The sequence below is a fragment of the Hymenobacter sp. FMD4 genome (assembly GCF_058932745.1).
This window is the reverse complement of record NZ_JBZYWH010000030.1, coordinates 14,604-32,068: the sequence shown is the minus strand read 5'-3', so window position 1 is coordinate 32,068 and position 17,465 is coordinate 14,604. Positions and strand designations below refer to the sequence as shown.

Here is a 17,465-nt window from a genome sequence, read left to right as displayed (position 1 = left end):
CCCAATCTGCTGCACATGGTTGGAGGTAGGCGCTTCCGTTAATTGCTGGCAGCAGAATTCATCGTGCCTGCCGAAGCGCTGGCTACTCTGTTTCGCCCGCTACGGGTGCGGTTCCCATGCCTATTCGCTCCCAATGCTTTTCCAGCCAGATGACCTTGTCGGCGTAGCTCTGCAGGTCCGGCGACACGTTGCCGCTGAACCCGGCAATCCAGATTTCCTTGTGCAGTTCGGATTTCACGTAGTCAATAGCGTCCTCAAAGTCCCCGTCGCCCGCGCTTAGCATCAGCCTGTCGTACTGGTTTTGCGAGGCTAGCTTGATAATCAATGTTGCGATGCCCACGTCCACGCCTTTCTGCACGGGTCTGACGGCGGTTTGACCGCATTCGCAGCGCATCGACATTTCCTTCAGGCCGTATAGTTTCACGCGCATTTTAGGGCCGGTAGGTGGCGCGCTCTTCAGCCAGTTGTGAAAGGCGTTCTGTTGTGCGGCCGACGAATCTTTGACCGAGTTCAGATAATAGATTTCCTTGAACTCGCCTCCGTTGAGGTCTTCCAGCTCGTTCTTGAGCTTGATGTAGTCAAACTTGCCGTGCGCGGCCGAGGACTTCAGCAAGTAAGCCCCGTCGATGAGCCAGATGGTTTTGGGCATGTGCAATGATAAATGTTAGGTGAGGTCTAGGCTTTGGCTTCTGGGCGTACCGGCGAATACCGTAGATAAGGCGCCAACAGGTTCGGCCGAGTTTATTGCCTCCGCTTACGCCAAAACCAGATGAGCAGCTATTATACGCTCAGCAACCGCCAGCTATAACCGGCTTTCTAGGTATCAGCAGCTTACTTCTACCTTGGCTTAATCCGGCTTATTCTGCGCAGCTTTACCTTCCAGCCGAGCATCTGCATGCGTTTATACTCTTATTGGGCCAAACAGTCTCTGCATTATCAGGCCTCCAATGGCCGCGCGTACCGCCTGATAGCCTACGCCGGTAGCAATACAAGCCTGAGCGATGCGCAGCTACAGGCGCAATTAAAACTTCAGGAGCGACAAAATGACTTGGAGCAAGGTAGACGGCTGGGCCAGTACCCTTCCGGCGCGGCGCCCTTGCGCGAAAAAGTACTGCAGCGGCTGACCGGCGAAGAAGGACAAATTGTGGGGGCTGTTACCCGCAACCGCTACGGTAGCGAGGTGCTTAACACTACCCAAATCATGTTTCTTGACGTGGATGATGCGGACTTACGGCGTCGGTCTACCCCCACGTCTAGCCTATTTGCAATGATTAAGCGGTTGTTTGTTGCTGCGCCGCCTACTCCACCTTTCAATCCGCAAGCCTACCTCGAGCTTCGGATTCAGCAATGGCTGCAACGGCATCCGGCCTGGAATTTCCGGCTGTACCGCACCCGGGCCGGCTTCCGCTTGCTGGTCACGCATGCGCCCATCGACCCCAACGCCGCCGAAGCGCACGAAATATTCCGCGCGCTTCCCGTCGATTGGACTTACGCCCGTCTGTGCCAGAATCAGGCTTGTTACCGAGCTCGACTAAGCCCGAAGCCTTGGCGGATAGGAGTTCCAAGACCGGCGTATGCCTTTCCTTATGAAACGGCCGAGCAGTCAGCCGAAATGAGCCTGTGGGAGCAGTATTATCAGCAGCGCAGCCAAGATTACTCCGTGTGCAAGTGGCTGGGTGACTACGGCAGCGGGCACATGTGCGCCGACGCGCAACAGGTGCAGGCCGTGCATGATGCCGCCTGCCTCGGCACCGGGGACTTAGCCTGACAGAAGCCTCGCTTGACCACCAGCTTCCGACATTGGTTCAACGATATTTACGATTCCCTCGAGCACCAATCATGAGGCTCGTATGATCCCACCAACCCGCAAGGTCAGCTCAGTTCAGCTTTGCGAGGTAAAATCGTGGGGGTAGCCAATTTCCTCCAAGTCAGCGGCCAGTTGCTCCCAATCTTCCAGTTCCGGATTAATGCGATGCACAATAGCCCTGGTTAGCGGCTCCTGGCGGTACACCAGGGCTACGGCTTCCGGGTCAAGTGGCGGCCGGTCGGTGTCTTCGGTATAATACTCGTTGGCCCACTCCGCGTAAGTATTTGGTTTACCGTCGAAAATAGCAAGCAGCTCCTCCGAGCCGTCTTCGTCCGTTGTTATGGTGCCGGTTTGCCAGCCTTGAGCGGGCGTATACCAGAGGCAGAACGTGGTGCCGAGCGAGGCCACCGGCTCGCCAAATAGAAACTCATCAAAGGCGGCGGGTAGGCCGCGGATTACCTCGCCTTTGTTGGGCTGCTCGTACTCGTGCATAAGGCCGTTGATGCAGCAGCCTTCAGGACGAAACAAAACCAGCATTTCGTCGCCTTCGCCATTGCGCATCTGAAACAGCTCCTCCCCTTCGCCCCAATTCGGGTCGTAGGAGTAATAGCGGTATTCCCACTCAGGGGAGTTGATGGCGTCCAGCGCGGAGAGGGTTTTGCAAAGGCTCTGTAGGGACGTGGCGTCAGGCAGGGCGGCGTAGTTCTGGATCGAAATCATAGGCGTGAGGAAGATAGCCAAGCTTCTTCAAGCTTGGCTCGGCTTTGTTCCACTGCATACCAGGTTGATATATCCCATTCATTCGGGTAATCAATCGACTTCCGGCGCGAGCTTTCAGCGAGGATGTAGTGAAAGTAGAATTGCTCCTTGGCTAATAGGCTAGGTACGTGGGTTAGCAGGCCTTTGGGCGTGATATCCGTGATGGTAAGGCGGTAGTTTGCCAAATCCGGTTGCAACCGCAGCGGCACCCAATGGCTACCGGCTTGCCAAGAGTAGCAGTCTTCGTCCTGCGTGCCGATGTGCACTTGGTGCTGCCCGTCCTCAAATTCTACTGCCGTCAACCATTGACCAGTATTAGCATCCGCTTCCAATGCTGATTCAGTGCCAGCCATGATTATGCTGACTTCCAGTACTTCCGGCGCTTCGTTGCGCTTCTGTACATAAAATAGCCAGGCGGAAGCGGCGGAAACGCTCATGTGCGGCGGCAGCCAGTCGGTCAGCGCTTGTACGCGCCGAATCGTTACGTTGTGCCCCACCGTCAAGACAACGGTTTCGCGCTTAGTTGTATCGATATGAGCAAAATCGACCGATGAGCTAAGTTTGATATTAAACCAGCCCAGCGCTGATTGATATTTTTCTTCGAATAGGCAGACCATTAGCGTTCAATACGTCTTCGTCATATCGGCCGGCACCACCAGCACATAATCAGCCTTCTTTAAATTCTCCTTGTCCAGTTTCCCCAGCTGCTCCTGCGTCACGGTGCTGATGGTGCGGATGCGCAGGTTAGGCTCAGCCTGGCGCAGGTACCACACGATGCCGTCGTAGTTGTCGGAGTGAAAAGAGCCGTTGATGTGCAGCAGTAACTGACCGGGCTGGCGGCTTTGGCGGATGAAATGAGCCATGGTGGCGTCCTTTAAGGCCTGGGCCGCAATCATCTGCTGCAGGCTCGGCCCGGCCGTGCCGTGAGCTGCGCTGCGGCCGAACATCTTCGCCATTTCGCTGTAGCCGGGCAAGGTATAATCTACCACCAGCGGCAGCGGAGCCAGCCAGGCTTTTTCCTCGGCGGGCAGGGCATCCAAGGAGGCCACGCCTTGGCGTGCTACTTGCTGGGCGTAGCGGCGTGGCACGTTGGTGCCGACTACGCGTAGCTTTTGCTGACGCGCCAGCAGCAGCAAGGGTTTGTAGTCGGTGGGGTAGTTGGGCCAGGGGCGGCTTTGTTCTTCGAAGGCTTTATCGTCCAGTTCGCCCGTGTTGTACTGTTCCACCAGCGGCTGCACGTCTCGCTCAAACATCTCCAGGCCAAGCACTAGCTGGCCGGCTTTGCGCTGGGCCAGTTCCTTGGCTACTTGCAGCTGCAGCCAGTGGGCCATCGGGTCGTTGTGCTGCTCACCGAAGAGCACTACCTCGGCCGCAGCCAGCTCTTTCGCCATTTTACCAAAGCTTACGGCTTTGCCGTCGGCCGTGAAGAGGCGGTAAGCGGGGCGGTCGTCGGAGGTGGACTTGGGGTCTTTCACGGCCAGGGCCTGCAGTGAGAGTAGCAGCAGGCAAGAAAGCAACAGTAAGCGCATCATCAGCAGAAGGAGGTTAGCGAAATCGGAACGGGTGGCGCAAATAGGCAAATCGGTAGTACTTCCACCCGGCGTGCCTGCGTCAGCATTCCGCCTTACTTCAACTCCATTTGCCCGCTGCTGTTACGTGCGAGCTAGCAAAAAAAGAGGCCAGCGCCCCTGATATGGGTGCTGGCCTTCATGATTCTGGTGCTTAAGCTTATCCGGCCGGGCTACGGAGCTACGCCGCTGACCGCAGGCGTTGAATTCGCTCCGCCCGCACTTTTTCCGATGCGGTACAGCCGACCTTCGTCCGTGACAGCGTAGAGCGCGCCGTCCTGGCCTTCGGTGATGGCCCGGAAGCGTTGCTGCTGGTCGGCGGCAATGCGCTCCTCACCCACTACTTTGCGGTTTTCGAGTACCACCCGGGCGATATGGTGGCTGTTGAGCCCGCAGATAAATAGGTTGTTTTGCCACTCGGGCATGGCACTGCCCCGATAGAAAGTCATACCACTGGGCGAAAGCACCGGGTCCCAGAAGTACACGGGCTGCTCCAGTCCTTCGCGCTGGGTAAGTCCTTCACCTACCTTTTTCCCGTTGTACTCGATACCGTAAGTGATAATCGGCCAGCCGTAGTTTTTGCCGGGCTCAATCAGGTTCAGCTCATCGCCGCCCCGCGGCCCCATTTCCGACATCCACAGGTCGCCGGTTTCGGGGTGAAAAGCAATGCCTTGTGGGCTGCGGTGCCCTATAGAATACACTTCGGGGCGGGCATTGGCTTGCCCCGCAAAGGGGTTGCTGGGTACCGCCCGCCCGTCGTGGGTGATGCGGAGCAGAGTGCCTACGTGGGTGTTAGGGTCCTGCGAGTTGGCTCGCCTATCCTCCTCAAACCGGTCGCCCGTAGTAAGGTACAAATAGCCTTCTTTATCGAAAATCAGTCGCCCGCCGTAGTGCTTGTCCCCTGTATAGGCGGGCTCGGCTCGGAAAATAACCCGCGGATTCTCGATGCGGCGCTCATCGGTCGATAACCGACCTTTGCCCACGGCCGTCAAGTTGGCTTTTCCGCGGGGCTCCGTGAAGGACCAGTACACCAAGCGGTTGGATTCGAAGTTTGGATGAAGCGCCAACCCAAGCAAACCGCCTTGATCCTTGTGAATCACCTTGGGGAGCCCCTCGATTTTTTCACTCATCTGCCCGGCCGCTGACACAATGCGCATGTTGCCGTCCTTTTCCGTAATCAGGAACCGCCCGTCGGGCATCGCGGCAATTTCCCATGGCTTATTTAGTTTGTCGGTGAGTACTCGCACCTCGTAGGCGGCCGAAGTTTTCACGCCTGGGGCCCGCATTTGGCCGGCGAAGGCGGGCTTGTAGCCGGCATCCTGCTCCCGGGTTTCCACTGGCTGGCCCGGCGTTTCGTTGCCGATGGCTTCCTGCCGATCAGCATCGTTGGTCCCGCGGTTGCAAGCATTTATGCTTATCAGCGTTGCTGCGGCAATGACAACTCCAAACTTCCCCATAATCTTTGGCTTTGGTTTAAGACAAAATCCTGGTTTTGCAGGCAGCGCATTTTCTCCAGACTTCTGCACCAGCTAAATTCTATCTGTACAGCAGTTAAGCCTAGCTACCCACACCCAACTCTACGAACAGAAAACTTTAATGTTCCTACATTAATCTTAGTTTAATACCAAATAAGAACAAACTCACTCTCGCCTATTGCTGCCTTTCACGTCTACTTGACTTCCCTTCCCTAGGATAATGCCCAAGCAAACAGCCCCGCGACGCAGCTGCGTCGCGGGGCTGTTTGCTTGAAAAGCGCTTCGGCTTAACCCTTATAGAACAGCCACTTCGACAGTTCGCCGTAAGTGACTTTCTTGCCGTACATCAGGATGCCCACGCGGTAAATGCGGCCGGCAATCCAGATGGCAGCCACAAAGCCCAGAATCAGTAGCGCCATCGACAGGCCCAGTTGCCAAGCCGGCACCCCGCCGAAGGGCAGGCGCATCATCATGGCGATGGGCGAGGTCAGCGGAAATATCGACATCCAGAAAGCGACCGAGCCGTTGGGATTGGTTGTGAGAATGGCCTGCGACACCACAAACGTCAGCACCAGCGGCATTGTGACGGGCATCATAAACTGTTGGGTGTCGGTTTCGCTGTCGACGGCCGAGCCGATGGCCCCAAACAACGCCCCGTAGAAGAGGTAGCCGCCCAGGAAGTAAAACAGGAAGCAGGCGGCCAGCAGCGGCATGTTCAGGTCGGCATTCTTAAAAGCCTGCATAACCTTTGCGGCCACGTTTTCCTTTTTAGCGCCTCCCTCCTCTTCCGATGCGGCGGCGGAACCCGTCACCATGGCCGTCGAGCGGTCGGCACGGTCCTGTACTACTTTATCGGGGCTGATGGAGCCGGCCATTACCGTACTGATGCCAAAGGACAGCAGCACCCACAGCGCCAGCTGCGTGAAGCCCACAGCTGCAATGCCGAGCACTTTGCCCATCATCAGTTGGAAAGGCTTGACCGAGGAAATAACTACCTCCACGATGCGGTTGGTCTTTTCTTCCATCACGCCGCGCATGATTTGCACGCCATAGATGAAAATAAAGATATAGATCAGGAAGCCGAAAAAGTACGCCACGCCGGTGCTGATGCCCGTGCTGGAGCTTTTTTCGCCGTCGTCGCTCATGCTAACGGTAGCCAGATCCACATCAACCTTCATGTTGTCGAGTACGGCGCGGTCAATGCCAGCAGCCCGTAGTCGCTCGTTCTCGATGGCCTTGTTGGCGGCGCGCTTGATGTCGCGTTCGAGCGAAAGACTTAGTCCCTTGCGCGAGAATACCTGAAAGCCCTGCGGGTTGTTGATGTCTACCTTCGGCACATAAAGGAGAGCGTCGTACTTGCCGGCTTTAAACTCCGTTTTGGCTGTGGCCAAATCAGGCGAAACGCGCGTGAAGTTGAGGTCGTCTTTGGGCTCGGGCAGCTTCTCGGCAAACAGGCCACCAGCGTCGGCTACGGCCACTACTTTGCCGCTGTCCGACATTTTGGCGATGAGCACCGGCACCGCAAACAGGGCCACCGTGAGCAGCGGCCCAATCAGCGACATGATGATAAAGCTCTTTTTACGTACCCGCGTAAGGTACTCACGCTGAACAATCAGCCAGATTTTAGACATGGTTCGGGGTAAGGCTTAGGCGTTGACGGTATCCGTATCGGGCACGTAATCCGGGTGCGTTTCGCGCACGCGCTGAATGAAGATTTCATTGATGCTCGGCACCCGTTCGCGGAACGTATGCACCTCCACGCTGCCCGGTCCGATGAGGTAGCGCAGCAGGTCGTTGGGTGTGAGGCCGTGCATGATGCGGACCCGGGCGTAGAAGTGGTCGTTTTCACGCGCCTTCTGCTCCACTACTTCAAAATCGGGGTGCACCACCATCAGGCGGCCCTGACCTTCTACCTCGTACGTCTGGCTGCGATAGGCATTTTTCACATCTTTCACCTGCCCGTCCAGTACCTTTTTGGAGCGGTTGATCAGGGCGATATGGTCGCAGAGCTCTTCCACCGACTCCATGCGGTGCGTGGAGAAGATGATGGTGGCGCCCCGGTCGCGCATGGCCAGGATTTCGTCCTTCAGCAGATTGGCGTTAATGGGGTCGAAGCCGGAGAACGGCTCGTCCAGAATCACCAGCGACGGATCGTGCACTACCGTGGCGATAAACTGCACCTTCTGCTGCATGCCCTTGGAGAGGTCCTCCACGTTCTTATCGGCCCAGGTCTTGATATCGAACCGATCCAGCCAGTACTTGATTTTCTGGGTGGCATCAGATTTCGATAGCCCTTTTAGCTGCGAGAGGTAGAGCAGTTGCTCCCCTACTTTCATCTTTTTATAGAGGCCGCGCTCCTCGGGCAGGTAGCCGATCTGGGCGATGTGCGAGGGGTTGAGCCGCTCGCCACGAAACAAAATTTCACCGCCGTCGGGGCCGGTAATCTGGGTGATGATGCGGATGAGCGAAGTTTTGCCGGCACCGTTGGGCCCGAGCAGGCCGAAAATCGAGCCTTCGGGGATGTCGATGCTCACACCATCCAGGGCGGTGTGGCTGGCGTACTGCTTCCGTACGTCAATGGCCTGTAGAATTGGTTTCACGACCGTTTTTCGGTTGGTTGCTGGTACAAGGTAGAAACTTGCGAGCCTCCGCAGCCATGCCCACCGCGAATCTTAGACCAACGGTCGTTTTGGCTGCCTCAATCGGCGTAAAGCAGCCCTTAACGGGACACCTCACGGATATTATTCGTCGGCATCTAGTTCCTGCAGGGCGGCCTCCAGGCGGTCGAGGTGCTTGCCATACATATCGTGCAGAAACTGCCGGCCGAAGTAGCGCAGACCCAGGCGAGCAGCTGCCCAAACCGCCCCGTAGCCCACAATCAGGACGCCCAATTGCCCCCATTGCACGGACCAGGTTTCGACATCCACGTAGTTCTTCGCCGAAAAAAAGAAACCCACGCCGAGTGCTGCGGGCAACGTCCACATAACGGACTGCAAGCTGCCCTGCATGAGCTGGCGCAACCGGGCCACCTGCTCCGCCACGTGGTGGCGCACGGCGCCATCGGCGTAGGGCCCCGAGCCGAGCAGCTTTCCGAGCCGCCGGTGGTAACTGAGCAGGCTGATTACGCACAGGACCAGCAAAAGCCCCAACGAGGCTCGGTGCCGGGCCTGCTCTACCAGCAGCAGGCCGATTACGCTTCCCGCGAGGAGCAGCCACGTGAAGCCGAGTTCCCAGCCGGCGTTGCGGCGCATGTTGGCGACGGGATTTTGCGCCCCTGATGCGAGCAGCCGGGCCAGGGTATCTGAATTGAAAGAGTTGGTCGGCTGCCCGGCGCCGGGGTCGGTTCGCTTCCAGCTTTGGCGAAGATCATCGAGTTCCATCAGACGAGGCGGGTAAGAAGTTGACGAATTTTGTCTTGCACGCGGTGCATTTTCACGCGCACGTTGTTTTGGGTAATGCCCAGGATATCGGCCATTTCTTCGTAGCTGTGCTCCTCCAAGTACAGCAGCACGAAGGCCTTATCCACGTCGGATAGCTGCTCAATGGCGCGGTATAATTGAGCTAGCTCTTCGGGGTCGGGGCCATCGGGAAGAGCAGCTACCTCCGGTGTCGAGTCGTCGAGGCGGTCAGCAGCGGGCCGACGGGTACGCTGGCGCAGGTCACTGATGGCTACGTTCAGGGCCACGCGGTACAGCCACGTGCTAAGTTTGGCCGCTCCAGGCTCGTAGCGGGGCCATGCCCGCCACAGCTGCAACACGATGTCCTGGAACAAATCCTCGCGTGCGTCTTTGTCAGCACCGTATAGCCGGCAGATGCGCCGGAGCATCGGTTGGTGCGCATTGATCATCGCCACAAAGGGCGGTGCAGTAGCATTGAGCGACATTGGCGGAGCAATAAATGAAACTCACAATATCTATCGGCGCTTCAGCATCAGCATTACAGCTTGTGCCGAAAAAATATTTTATCCCAGAGCTGTAATGCTTCAGCGCTTTTCGGCTATTCATTCTTTGCCTACCACCTTCAAACGCTCTGCTTCAATGGCCAACACTTCCAAATACCTGCTTCCCTTTTTGTTTTTCTACGGCTTGATCAGCCTCGTAAGCAGCCAAACAAGCACCGGCACTTTCTGCGTGCTACTAGCTGCCGGCTTGTGGGCCTTCCAGGTGCGCATCGCCAACGGCCGCCTGCTTGCTGAGCCGCTGGATGTCCCGGCTAGAGCCCGGGCGCTACGCAAGTTGCTTTCCTAACTCGCTCAACTCGTAGCGGCAGACGGTGGCATAACGCACAAAAAGCCCGGCTTATGGCCGGGCTTTTCGCTAATCAGGCTTGTGGTAACGCTATTGAAAATACTCCTTCACTTTCTCGAAGAAGCCCTTCTCGTTCTTGCCGGGGTTAGGGGCGAAGTTCTGCGAGTTGCGCAGCTTCTCCAGCAGCGCCCGCTCGTCGTTTGTCACATTCTTCGGCGTCCACACATTGATGTGGATGAGCTGGTCGCCTTTACCGTAACCGTTCAGGTCGGGCACACCCTTACCGCGCAGGCGAAGTATTTTACCGGCTTGGGTACCCGGGTCGATTTTGACTTTCACCTTGCCCTCAATAGTGGGCACCTCAATGTTGGCGCCTAAGGCGGCATCGATGATGGAAATGTACTGATCCAGCACCACGTTGTTGCCGTCACGCTTCAGGAACTCGTGCGGTTCTTCCTCGATCTGGATGAGCAGGTCGCCGGGCACACCGCCGCGCTCGGGGTAGTTGCCCTTGCCGTTCATGGAGAGCTGCATGCCCTCGGCCACGCCTGCCGGAATGTTGATCGGAATGATTTCCTCCTGCAACTGACGGCCTTCGCCGTGGCAGGCGTCGCACTTAGCCGTTACCACTTTGCCCTCGCCGTGGCAGGTGGGGCAAGTGCTGCTGCTCACCATTTGGCCGAGCATGGTCTGCACCACGCGCTTCACCTGGCCTTGGCCGTGGCAAGTGCCGCAGTCGCGCACCTCGGTGCCGTTTTTAGCGCCGGTGCCAGTGCAGGTATTGCAGGCCGTGTAGCGCTTCACCTTGATTTTCTTCTCGACGCCGTTGGCCACTTCCTCCAGATCAAGCTTCAGCTTGATGCGCAGGTTGGAGCCCTTGCGCACGCGGCGGCCCTGGCTACGGGCTCCGCCCCCGAAGAAGCTCTCGAAGCCGCCGCCCTGCCCGAAGATGTCGCCGAACTGCGAGAAGATGTCCTCCATGCTCGGGCCGTGCCCGTTGCCGCCGGCACCGCCCACACCCTGGTGCCCAAACCGGTCGTAACGGGCGCGCTTGTTGTCGTCCGACAGCACTTCGTAAGCCTCAGCGGCCTCCTTGAACTTGTCCTCGGCCGTGGGGTCGTCGGGGTTCTTATCGGGGTGAAACTTGATGGCCACCTTGCGGTAAGCCTTCTTGATTTCATCCGCCGACGCGTTTTTGGCTACGCCCAGTATTTCGTAATAATCTCGCTTGGTCGACATAGTCGGTACTTGGTAAGGAGCCGTTGGCCGGGTCAGCAGCTGTTTCTCCTTTAATCTTTCGGCTCTACAATTATTGGCCCAGCACCACCTTGGCGTGACGGATTACCTTGTCGCCCAGGTAGTAGCCTTTTTCTACTTCATCCACCACCTTGCCCTTCAGGTCTTCCGATGGCGCCGGAATCTGGGTGATGGCCTCGTGCAATTCGGGGTCGAAAGCCCCGCCCCTGGTCTCCATTGGCTGTAAGCCTTTCTGATGCAGTGCCTTCGTCAGCTTGCCGTGAATGATGTCGATGCTTTCGCGCACAACATTCGCATCCTCGGTATTCTGCGTGTGCTGACGCGCCCGATCAAAATCATCGAGCACGGGCAGCAACACCGTCATCAACTCCTGATTAGCGGTTTTGAACAGATCGGCGCGCTCTTTGGTAGTGCGGCGCTTGTAGTTCTCGAACTCGGCTGCCAGGCGCAGGTATTTGTCTTTCAGTTCGGCCACTTCTTGATCGGTACGGGACGCATCGGCCGGGGCATTGCCATCGGCTGTCTGGCCATTGCTTTGCTCGTCAAAGGTTTCCCCGGTTACTTGCTCGGGATTAGAAGCCGCACTTTGTGCCTGCGGCTCTTCGGCTTGCGGAAATTTTTCGTCAGCCATGCCTACGGTAGGTATTTCAGAAAATGAATGTTCAGTTTCGGGAACTGGCTCAAATCAAGGAACCTGCCAAAGCTCCTGCAGGTGACATAGTGGCACAGAAACCCCTAAGCCAAGCGGTTTAGTTCAGACAAAGTAACGCCTGCACGTGGGCACGGCGGGCTTTAGCAATTGAGGCTCAGTAAGTCACTGCTTTGACGTATGAAGCTAATCAAATGAAACTTCGAGCTAAACTTTATTGCCCAAAACCGTAAAAACGACTTCAGCACCTTGGCTTTTCTCGGAACGGGCTTTACTACATTTGCACACCTAGCAGCCCCTCCGACCTTTGGCCGCCGCTATCAGCACACCAGCCGCCCCTACCACCGACTTCAGAACATGCTCAGCACTACGCCAGGGCAAGACAGCCCGATGCTTCAGGAAATCAGCGAGTTTGCCAGCTTATTGCAGCATCAGGGCCCACGTGCAGCACTTAAGTACCTAAACGACCGTACTCCGCACCGCTACACCGGCGTTTATCGTTTCGATGGTGATATCCTACGTAACGAACTCCTCTTTGACCGCTACGAGCAAGAGTTGCAGCAAGGGGAAGACGCGCCCATGGCAGCCACTTTCTGCTCATTGGTAGGCAAGCAGCAAGCGCCGCTGGAAATCCAGGACGCCACCACCGATTTACGCGTTAAGGGCGTGGTAACCACACCGGTCATATCATACTGCGGCGTACTCATCCGTGATGCGGCTGGCAAACCTTTCGGCACGCTGTGTCATTACGACCTGCAACGCTGCCAAGAACGCAGTACCGACCAGCCTCTATTAGAAGCGGCGGCGCAGCTGCTTTATCAGCAACTGCGCCCCTCGCCCTCGGCATAACAATTAGTCGAACTGGTCTTCGGACTCCTCTTCTACGCGGTAGCTCTGCCGCATGGGCGTGGGAGCTTCGCGGCGTGCTTGTTGCAGAGCCAGCCACAAGAGGTCCTTGAGCTGCTGGATGTTTTTCTGGGTGATGCTGGAAATAAAGATGTGCGGCACGTCATTGGGCAAGGTGGCCTCGATTTCCGCTTCTAGTTCCGCGTCCAGCATATCGGACTTGGTAATAGCCAGCACGCGACGCTTGCTGAGCAGGTCTGGGTTAAACTGCTCTAGCTCACTCAGTAGAATATTGTATTCGTTGGCAATATCGGGCGAGTCGGCCGCTACCATGAACAGCAGGATGGCGTTGCGCTCGATGTGCTTCAAAAAACGCAGGCCTAGCCCTTTCCCTTCGGCCGCCCCCTCGATGATGCCCGGAATATCGGCCATCACGAAAGACTGATAGTCGCGGTAGCCCACTACTCCCAGGTTGGGCACCAGCGTGGTGAAGGCGTAATCGGCAATCTTAGGCCGAGCCGCCGATACCACCGACAGCAGCGTACTCTTACCGGCGTTGGGGAAGCCCACCAGACCCACGTCAGCCAGCAGTTTGAGCTCCAAGATATTCCATACCTCCTGGCCTGGTTCGCCAGGCTGGGCGTAGGTAGGCGCTTGGTTAGTAGCTGATTTGAAATGGTCGTTACCGAGCCCGCCACGCCCGCCGGGCGTCAGGATGATCTTCTGGCCATCCTCGGTGATTTCAGCGCGGATTTCGCCGGTTTCGGCATCGCGCGCGATGGTGCCCAGCGGTACATCCAGAATAATGTCTTCGCCTTGAGCTCCGGTAGCGCGGTTTTCGCCGCCGCCTTCGCCGTGGCCCGCAATTACGTGCTTCTGGTACTGCAGGTGCAGCAACGTCCAGAGTTGCTTGTTGCCGCGCAGAATAATGTGGCCGCCGCGGCCACCGTCACCGCCATCAGGCCCGCCCATGGGCTTGCCTTTGGCGCGTAACATATGATGCGAGCCTGCCCCGCCGCGGCCCGAGCGGCAGCAAATTTTGACGTAATCGATGAAGTTATTGGAAGCCATACTGGTCAACTAGTAAAAAGCTATCATCCTGAGCATAGTGAAGGACCTCCTCAGGGCAGAACGAATCGGTTGTACGAATCTCGTTCCGGCATGATAAGGTCCTTCGCTAAGCTCAGGATGACAGATATGTCAGATGCCGCCCGGCCCGGGGCCGACGGCTCTGCAAAGTTACGCTTTTACCTCGTCAGCCGCCTGCGAGCCGTCCACCAGTGTAGCGGGCTGGTGCGAGTCGATCAGCGCACAGAGCTGTTGGAAGATGTCGTCGATGCCTCCGATGCCGTTCACGGCGTGAAACTTGTCCTGCTCAGCATAATACGAAGCTACCTGCGCGGTTTTGGTGTTGTACTCCACCACGCGGCGGCGAATCAGCTCTTCGTTCTGATCATCAGGACGTCCGGAGGTTTTGCCGCGTTCGAGGAGGCGCTTTACCAGCTCGTTTTCGGTCACTTCCAGCGCAATCATGCACGAAATGCCCGTGTCATAGCGCTGCATGAGTTCGTCGAGGGCCTCGGCCTGCGGAATGGTACGCGGGAAGCCGTCGAAGATAAAGCCGGCGGCATCCTTATTACCAGCCAGTTGTGACTCAATCATGCCGATTACCACGGCATCGGGCACCAGTTCGCCAGCATCCATGAGCTTTTTGGCTTTAAGGCCGAGCTCGGTGCCTTGGGTAATCTGCGAGCGAAGCAAGTCGCCGGTGGAGAGGTGTACCAGGCCGTAGCGCTGAATTAGATTTTGGCTCTGGGTTCCTTTACCTGCACCGGGCGGGCCGAACAACACGATATTAAGCATGATGCGAGAGAGCGGGAGGGAGTGTGAGAAAAACGGGGGCGAGTGTAAGATAAGAAAGATTGCCCAACATGGTGCGGCTTATACGGCGCGGTACAGGTCGCGGTAGTTTCGGCCGAGCCCGTCGTAATCGAGCCCGTAGCCGACTACGAAGTCGTTGGGAATGGCCAATCCTTGGTATTTGATGGCTAACGGATGTTGTAGACAATCGGGTTTGATCAGGAACGTAGCCACTTCCAGTGACGCGGGCTGCTTGGCTTGCAGTTGCTCCAGCAGGGCTTTCATGGTATGGCCCGTGTCCACAATGTCCTCCAGCACCACTACATGTCGTCCCTGTACGTCTTCCTGCAGGCCAAGGATTTCTTTTACCTCACCGGTGCTGCTGGTGCCTTGGTAAGACGTCACCCGGATAAAAGCTATTTCGCAGTCGATACTTACCTCCTTGAGCAAGTCAGAAGCAAACATAAACGAGCCGTTGAGCACGGCCACGAAGAGCGGCGTTTTGCCCGCATAGTCGCGGTTTAGTTGCTCGGCCACGCCCTTCACAGCGGTGGCTAGCTGGGCTTCGGACAGGTAAGGTACAAACTCTTTGTTGTGCAGCGAGATAGTAGGCAGAGGCATGCCAGGGCAGGATTGATCCGGGGCGAAAGTGCCGCGAAGGTACAAGAAAAAAGAGCAGCCCTTCCGGCTTGCGGAAAGGCTGCTCGATTATCGAATGATGCTTCCCTCCTATTCGGCGTACTTCCGCAAGGAAGTCAGCACGATACGCGAAGCCTCAGCGGAAAGGTCAACGTAGCGAACTTTAGGTTTAACGGCTTGCTGTACTTGCTCCGTAGCGGGGCGCTGCGGCAGCGGCGCTACACCGCGGTTGGGCGTTACGCCACCTTCGCGGGCAATGTGCGGGGCAATAACCAGCGACACAATGCTCATCAGCTTAATGAGAATGTTCATCGAAGGCCCGGAAGTGTCTTTGAACGGGTCGCCCACGGTGTCGCCGGTTACCGAAGCTTTATGTGCATCGGAGCCTTTGTACTCCATTTTGCCATTTACCATCACACCTTTTTCAAACGACTTTTTGGCGTTGTCCCAAGCGCCGCCGGCGTTGCTTTGGAACATGGCCATTAGCACGCCCGATACCGTCACGCCGGCCAGCAGGCCGCCCAGTACCTCCGGCCCGAAGGCGTATCCGATGATGATGGGCGTCAGCAGGGCAATGGCCCCCGGCAGCATCATCTCCCGAATGGCAGCTTGGGTGGAAATAGCAACACATTTCTCATACTCTGGCCGGCCGGTGCCTTCCATAATACCGGGAATCTCGCGGAACTGCCGGCGCACCTCCTGCACCATCGACATGGCAGCCCGACCTACGGCAGCAATGGCCAGCGACGAGAAAATAAAGGGCACCATAGCCCCGATAAACAAACCAGCCAGCACGCGGGCATTGCTGATATCAATGGTGTTGATGCCTGCCGTACCCATGAAGGCGGCAAACAAGGCCAGCGACGTCAGCGCGGCGGATGCAATGGCGAAGCCTTTGCCAGTAGCGGCTGTAGTGTTGCCTACTGCATCTAGGATGTCGGTCCGCTCGCGCACTTCTTTCGGCAGCTCACTCATTTCAGCAATACCACCGGCGTTGTCGGCAATCGGCCCGAAGGCATCGATGGCCAGCTGCATGGCCGTGGTGGCCATCATACCCGCCGCGGCAATAGCTACGCCATACAGCCCGGCAAATTCATACGACAGTACAATACCGGCCGCCAGCACGATAATGGGCAACACCGTAGATTCCATGCCTACGGCCAAACCACCAATGACCGTGGTAGCGTGGCCCGTGCTGCTCTGTTGCACAATGCTCAGCACCGGGCGCTTGCCCATGGCAGTGTAGTATTCGGTGATGATGCTCATCAGTGCGCCTACTATCAGGCCCACTACCACAGCCCAGAACACATCCATGGCAGTGAAAGGAGCCGAGCCTAGACGGTTCATCCCCATAGTACCGTCGGGCAGCAGGTATTGGATGGTGAAATACGAGCCAACAGCCGTCAGGGCTACCGAAATCCAGTTGCCTCTGTTCAGGGCTGCCTGCACGTCGCCGCCTTCTTTTACCCGCACGAACAGGATGCCAATAAGCGAGAAAACTATACCCAGGCCAGCAATAACCATGGGCAGCAAAATCGGCGAGAGGCCATTGAAATTGTCGCCGGCGGCTACTACTTCGCGGCCGAGCACCATGGTGGCGAGGATGGTAGCCACGTAGGAGCCAAACAAGTCGGCGCCCATTCCGGCTACGTCACCCACGTTGTCGCCTACGTTGTCGGCAATAGTAGCGGGGTTACGCGGGTCGTCTTCCGGAATCCCGGCCTCTACTTTGCCCACGAGGTCGGCGCCTACGTCGGCGGCTTTGGTATAGATACCGCCGCCCACGCGGGCAAACAGCGCGATACTTTCAGCCCCTAGTGAGAAGCCCGTCAGTACTTCCAGGGCCCGCTCCATTTCGGGACCATTGGCACTAGCGTCGCCCACAAACATGTAGTAGAACGCAATAAATAAACCGCCTAAGCCTAGCACAGCCAAGCCGGCCACGCCCATGCCCATTACTGAGCCGCCCGCAAACGACACATTCAGGGCCTGGGAAAGGCTCGTACGCGCCGCCTGAGCGGTGCGCACGTTGGCTTTTGTAGCAATCTTCATCCCGATGTAGCCCGCAGCGGCCGAGAAAATTGCTCCTAACAGAAACGCCCCGATGATGATGGGGTGCGAGCGTTCATTACCGAAGCTCAAAAAACCAAGAAAAGCGCAGGCAATTAGCGCGAACAGGGCCAGGACACGGTATTCAGCTTTCAGGAAGGCAATGGCCCCATCGGCGATGTAGCCGGCAATGGTGCGCATGCGGTCGTCGCCGGCGTCTTGCCGGGCTACCCAACTGGAGCGCACCGCCGTGTACAGCAGCGCCAGCAGGCCCAGTGCGGGGGCGAGGTAAAGAATGATCATAAAGCG

The 17,465-nt window shown here is 57.3% G+C and carries 18 protein-coding genes; 3 read left to right on the top strand and 15 right to left on the bottom strand.

Annotated elements, in window-relative coordinates; genetic code table 11:
- Positions 1–82 precede the first annotated feature (82 nt).
- Entirely contained in the window at positions 83–649 is a 567-nt protein-coding gene (locus AC5FXY_RS19990; protein WP_493558491.1) for an NYN domain-containing protein, read from the bottom strand.
- 246 nt (positions 650–895) lie between these two features.
- Here AC5FXY_RS19990 and AC5FXY_RS19985 point away from each other — a divergent pair, with 246 nt between their 5' ends.
- Complete coding sequence (locus tag AC5FXY_RS19985; RefSeq protein ID WP_493558490.1) at positions 896–1,768, top strand: hypothetical protein; 873 nt, start codon at positions 896–898, stop codon at positions 1,766–1,768.
- 114 nt (positions 1,769–1,882) lie between these two features.
- On the opposite strand, the gene AC5FXY_RS19980 is transcribed toward AC5FXY_RS19985, so the two are convergent.
- The 8 genes from AC5FXY_RS19980 to AC5FXY_RS19945 all read right to left on the bottom strand — a co-directional run bounded on the left by AC5FXY_RS19980 (position 1,883) and on the right by AC5FXY_RS19945 (position 9,492).
- On the bottom strand, positions 1,883–2,527 hold the full coding sequence (locus AC5FXY_RS19980; protein WP_493558489.1) for a hypothetical protein: 645 nt from the start codon (positions 2,525–2,527) through the stop codon (positions 1,883–1,885).
- Complete coding sequence (locus AC5FXY_RS19975; protein ID WP_493558488.1) at positions 2,524–3,183, bottom strand: hypothetical protein; 660 nt, start codon at positions 3,181–3,183, stop codon at positions 2,524–2,526. Before AC5FXY_RS19975 ends, AC5FXY_RS19980 begins: the two co-directional genes overlap by 4 nt.
- Positions 3,184–3,189: 6 nt before the next feature.
- The gene (locus AC5FXY_RS19970) at positions 3,190–4,098 is read right to left on the bottom strand and encodes a ChaN family lipoprotein (RefSeq protein WP_493558487.1); all 909 of its coding nucleotides are present in this window, start codon (positions 4,096–4,098) and stop codon (positions 3,190–3,192) included.
- Between the two features lie 209 nt (positions 4,099–4,307).
- A complete protein-coding gene (locus AC5FXY_RS19965) occupies positions 4,308–5,591 on the bottom strand; it encodes a PQQ-dependent sugar dehydrogenase (RefSeq protein WP_493558486.1) in 1,284 nt (427 codons plus the stop codon).
- A gap of 305 nt (positions 5,592–5,896) precedes the next feature.
- Complete coding sequence (locus AC5FXY_RS19960; protein ID WP_493558485.1) at positions 5,897–7,240, bottom strand: ABC transporter permease; 1,344 nt, start codon at positions 7,238–7,240, stop codon at positions 5,897–5,899.
- A gap of 15 nt (positions 7,241–7,255) precedes the next feature.
- Positions 7,256–8,209, bottom strand: coding sequence for an ABC transporter ATP-binding protein (locus tag AC5FXY_RS19955; RefSeq protein ID WP_493558484.1), 954 nt, complete (start codon positions 8,207–8,209; stop codon positions 7,256–7,258).
- A gap of 141 nt (positions 8,210–8,350) precedes the next feature.
- Positions 8,351–8,989, bottom strand: a complete 639-nt coding sequence (locus AC5FXY_RS19950; RefSeq protein WP_493558483.1) for a hypothetical protein — start codon at positions 8,987–8,989, stop codon at positions 8,351–8,353.
- Positions 8,989–9,492: an RNA polymerase sigma factor gene (locus tag AC5FXY_RS19945; RefSeq protein WP_493558482.1), complete on the bottom strand. Its 504-nt coding sequence runs from the start codon at positions 9,490–9,492 to the stop codon at positions 8,989–8,991. The genes AC5FXY_RS19950 and AC5FXY_RS19945 overlap by 1 nt, the downstream gene beginning before the upstream one ends.
- A gap of 154 nt (positions 9,493–9,646) precedes the next feature.
- Between AC5FXY_RS19945 and AC5FXY_RS19940 the strand changes: the two genes are divergently transcribed.
- On the top strand, positions 9,647–9,856 hold the full coding sequence (locus AC5FXY_RS19940; RefSeq protein ID WP_493558481.1) for a hypothetical protein: 210 nt from the start codon (positions 9,647–9,649) through the stop codon (positions 9,854–9,856).
- A gap of 90 nt (positions 9,857–9,946) precedes the next feature.
- Here the strand turns inward: AC5FXY_RS19940 and dnaJ are convergent, their stop codons facing one another.
- Positions 9,947–11,095, bottom strand: coding sequence for a molecular chaperone DnaJ (dnaJ, locus tag AC5FXY_RS19935; protein ID WP_493558480.1), 1,149 nt, complete (start codon positions 11,093–11,095; stop codon positions 9,947–9,949).
- A 70-nt stretch (positions 11,096–11,165) separates the two neighbouring features.
- The gene (locus AC5FXY_RS19930; protein ID WP_493558479.1) at positions 11,166–11,744 is read right to left on the bottom strand and encodes a nucleotide exchange factor GrpE; all 579 of its coding nucleotides are present in this window, start codon (positions 11,742–11,744) and stop codon (positions 11,166–11,168) included.
- A 375-nt stretch (positions 11,745–12,119) separates the two neighbouring features.
- Between AC5FXY_RS19930 and AC5FXY_RS19925 the strand changes: the two genes are divergently transcribed.
- Positions 12,120–12,611, top strand: a complete 492-nt coding sequence (locus AC5FXY_RS19925) for a hypothetical protein (RefSeq protein ID WP_493558478.1) — start codon at positions 12,120–12,122, stop codon at positions 12,609–12,611.
- 3 nt (positions 12,612–12,614) lie between these two features.
- On the opposite strand, the gene obgE is transcribed toward AC5FXY_RS19925, so the two are convergent.
- The 4 genes from obgE to AC5FXY_RS19905 all read right to left on the bottom strand — a co-directional run bounded on the left by obgE (position 12,615) and on the right by AC5FXY_RS19905 (position 17,459).
- The gene (gene obgE / locus AC5FXY_RS19920) at positions 12,615–13,679 is read right to left on the bottom strand and encodes a GTPase ObgE (protein WP_493558477.1); all 1,065 of its coding nucleotides are present in this window, start codon (positions 13,677–13,679) and stop codon (positions 12,615–12,617) included.
- A 168-nt stretch (positions 13,680–13,847) separates the two neighbouring features.
- On the bottom strand, positions 13,848–14,471 hold the full coding sequence (locus AC5FXY_RS19915) for an adenylate kinase (protein ID WP_493558476.1): 624 nt from the start codon (positions 14,469–14,471) through the stop codon (positions 13,848–13,850).
- A gap of 78 nt (positions 14,472–14,549) precedes the next feature.
- Complete coding sequence (hpt, locus tag AC5FXY_RS19910) at positions 14,550–15,089, bottom strand: hypoxanthine phosphoribosyltransferase (protein WP_493558475.1); 540 nt, start codon at positions 15,087–15,089, stop codon at positions 14,550–14,552.
- A gap of 108 nt (positions 15,090–15,197) precedes the next feature.
- Complete coding sequence (locus AC5FXY_RS19905; protein WP_493558474.1) at positions 15,198–17,459, bottom strand: sodium-translocating pyrophosphatase; 2,262 nt, start codon at positions 17,457–17,459, stop codon at positions 15,198–15,200.
- Positions 17,460–17,465: the final 6 nt, after the last annotated feature.

Bases quoted from the DNA above. Each gene is read 5' to 3' on its own strand.
- AC5FXY_RS19990 (WP_493558491.1), bottom strand. From the start codon at position 649: ATGCCCAAAACCATCTGGCTCATCGACGGGGCTTACTTGCTGAAGTCC.
- AC5FXY_RS19985 (WP_493558490.1), top strand. From the start codon at position 896: ATGCGTTTATACTCTTATTGGGCCAAACAGTCTCTGCATTATCAGGCC.
- AC5FXY_RS19980 (WP_493558489.1), bottom strand. From the start codon at position 2,527: ATGATTTCGATCCAGAACTACGCCGCCCTGCCTGACGCCACGTCCCTA.
- AC5FXY_RS19975 (WP_493558488.1), bottom strand. From the start codon at position 3,183: ATGGTCTGCCTATTCGAAGAAAAATATCAATCAGCGCTGGGCTGGTTT.
- AC5FXY_RS19970 (WP_493558487.1), bottom strand. From the start codon at position 4,098: ATGATGCGCTTACTGTTGCTTTCTTGCCTGCTGCTACTCTCACTGCAG.
- AC5FXY_RS19965 (WP_493558486.1), bottom strand. From the start codon at position 5,591: ATGGGGAAGTTTGGAGTTGTCATTGCCGCAGCAACGCTGATAAGCATA.
- AC5FXY_RS19960 (WP_493558485.1), bottom strand. From the start codon at position 7,240: ATGTCTAAAATCTGGCTGATTGTTCAGCGTGAGTACCTTACGCGGGTA.
- AC5FXY_RS19950 (WP_493558483.1), bottom strand. From the start codon at position 8,989: ATGGAACTCGATGATCTTCGCCAAAGCTGGAAGCGAACCGACCCCGGC.
- AC5FXY_RS19945 (WP_493558482.1), bottom strand. From the start codon at position 9,492: ATGTCGCTCAATGCTACTGCACCGCCCTTTGTGGCGATGATCAATGCG.
- AC5FXY_RS19940 (WP_493558481.1), top strand. From the start codon at position 9,647: ATGGCCAACACTTCCAAATACCTGCTTCCCTTTTTGTTTTTCTACGGC.
- dnaJ (WP_493558480.1), bottom strand. From the start codon at position 11,095: ATGTCGACCAAGCGAGATTATTACGAAATACTGGGCGTAGCCAAAAAC.
- AC5FXY_RS19930 (WP_493558479.1), bottom strand. From the start codon at position 11,744: ATGGCTGACGAAAAATTTCCGCAAGCCGAAGAGCCGCAGGCACAAAGT.
- AC5FXY_RS19925 (WP_493558478.1), top strand. From the start codon at position 12,120: ATGCTCAGCACTACGCCAGGGCAAGACAGCCCGATGCTTCAGGAAATC.
- obgE (WP_493558477.1), bottom strand. From the start codon at position 13,679: ATGGCTTCCAATAACTTCATCGATTACGTCAAAATTTGCTGCCGCTCG.
- AC5FXY_RS19915 (WP_493558476.1), bottom strand. From the start codon at position 14,471: ATGCTTAATATCGTGTTGTTCGGCCCGCCCGGTGCAGGTAAAGGAACC.
- hpt (WP_493558475.1), bottom strand. From the start codon at position 15,089: ATGCCTCTGCCTACTATCTCGCTGCACAACAAAGAGTTTGTACCTTAC.
- AC5FXY_RS19905 (WP_493558474.1), bottom strand. From the start codon at position 17,459: ATGATCATTCTTTACCTCGCCCCCGCACTGGGCCTGCTGGCGCTGCTG.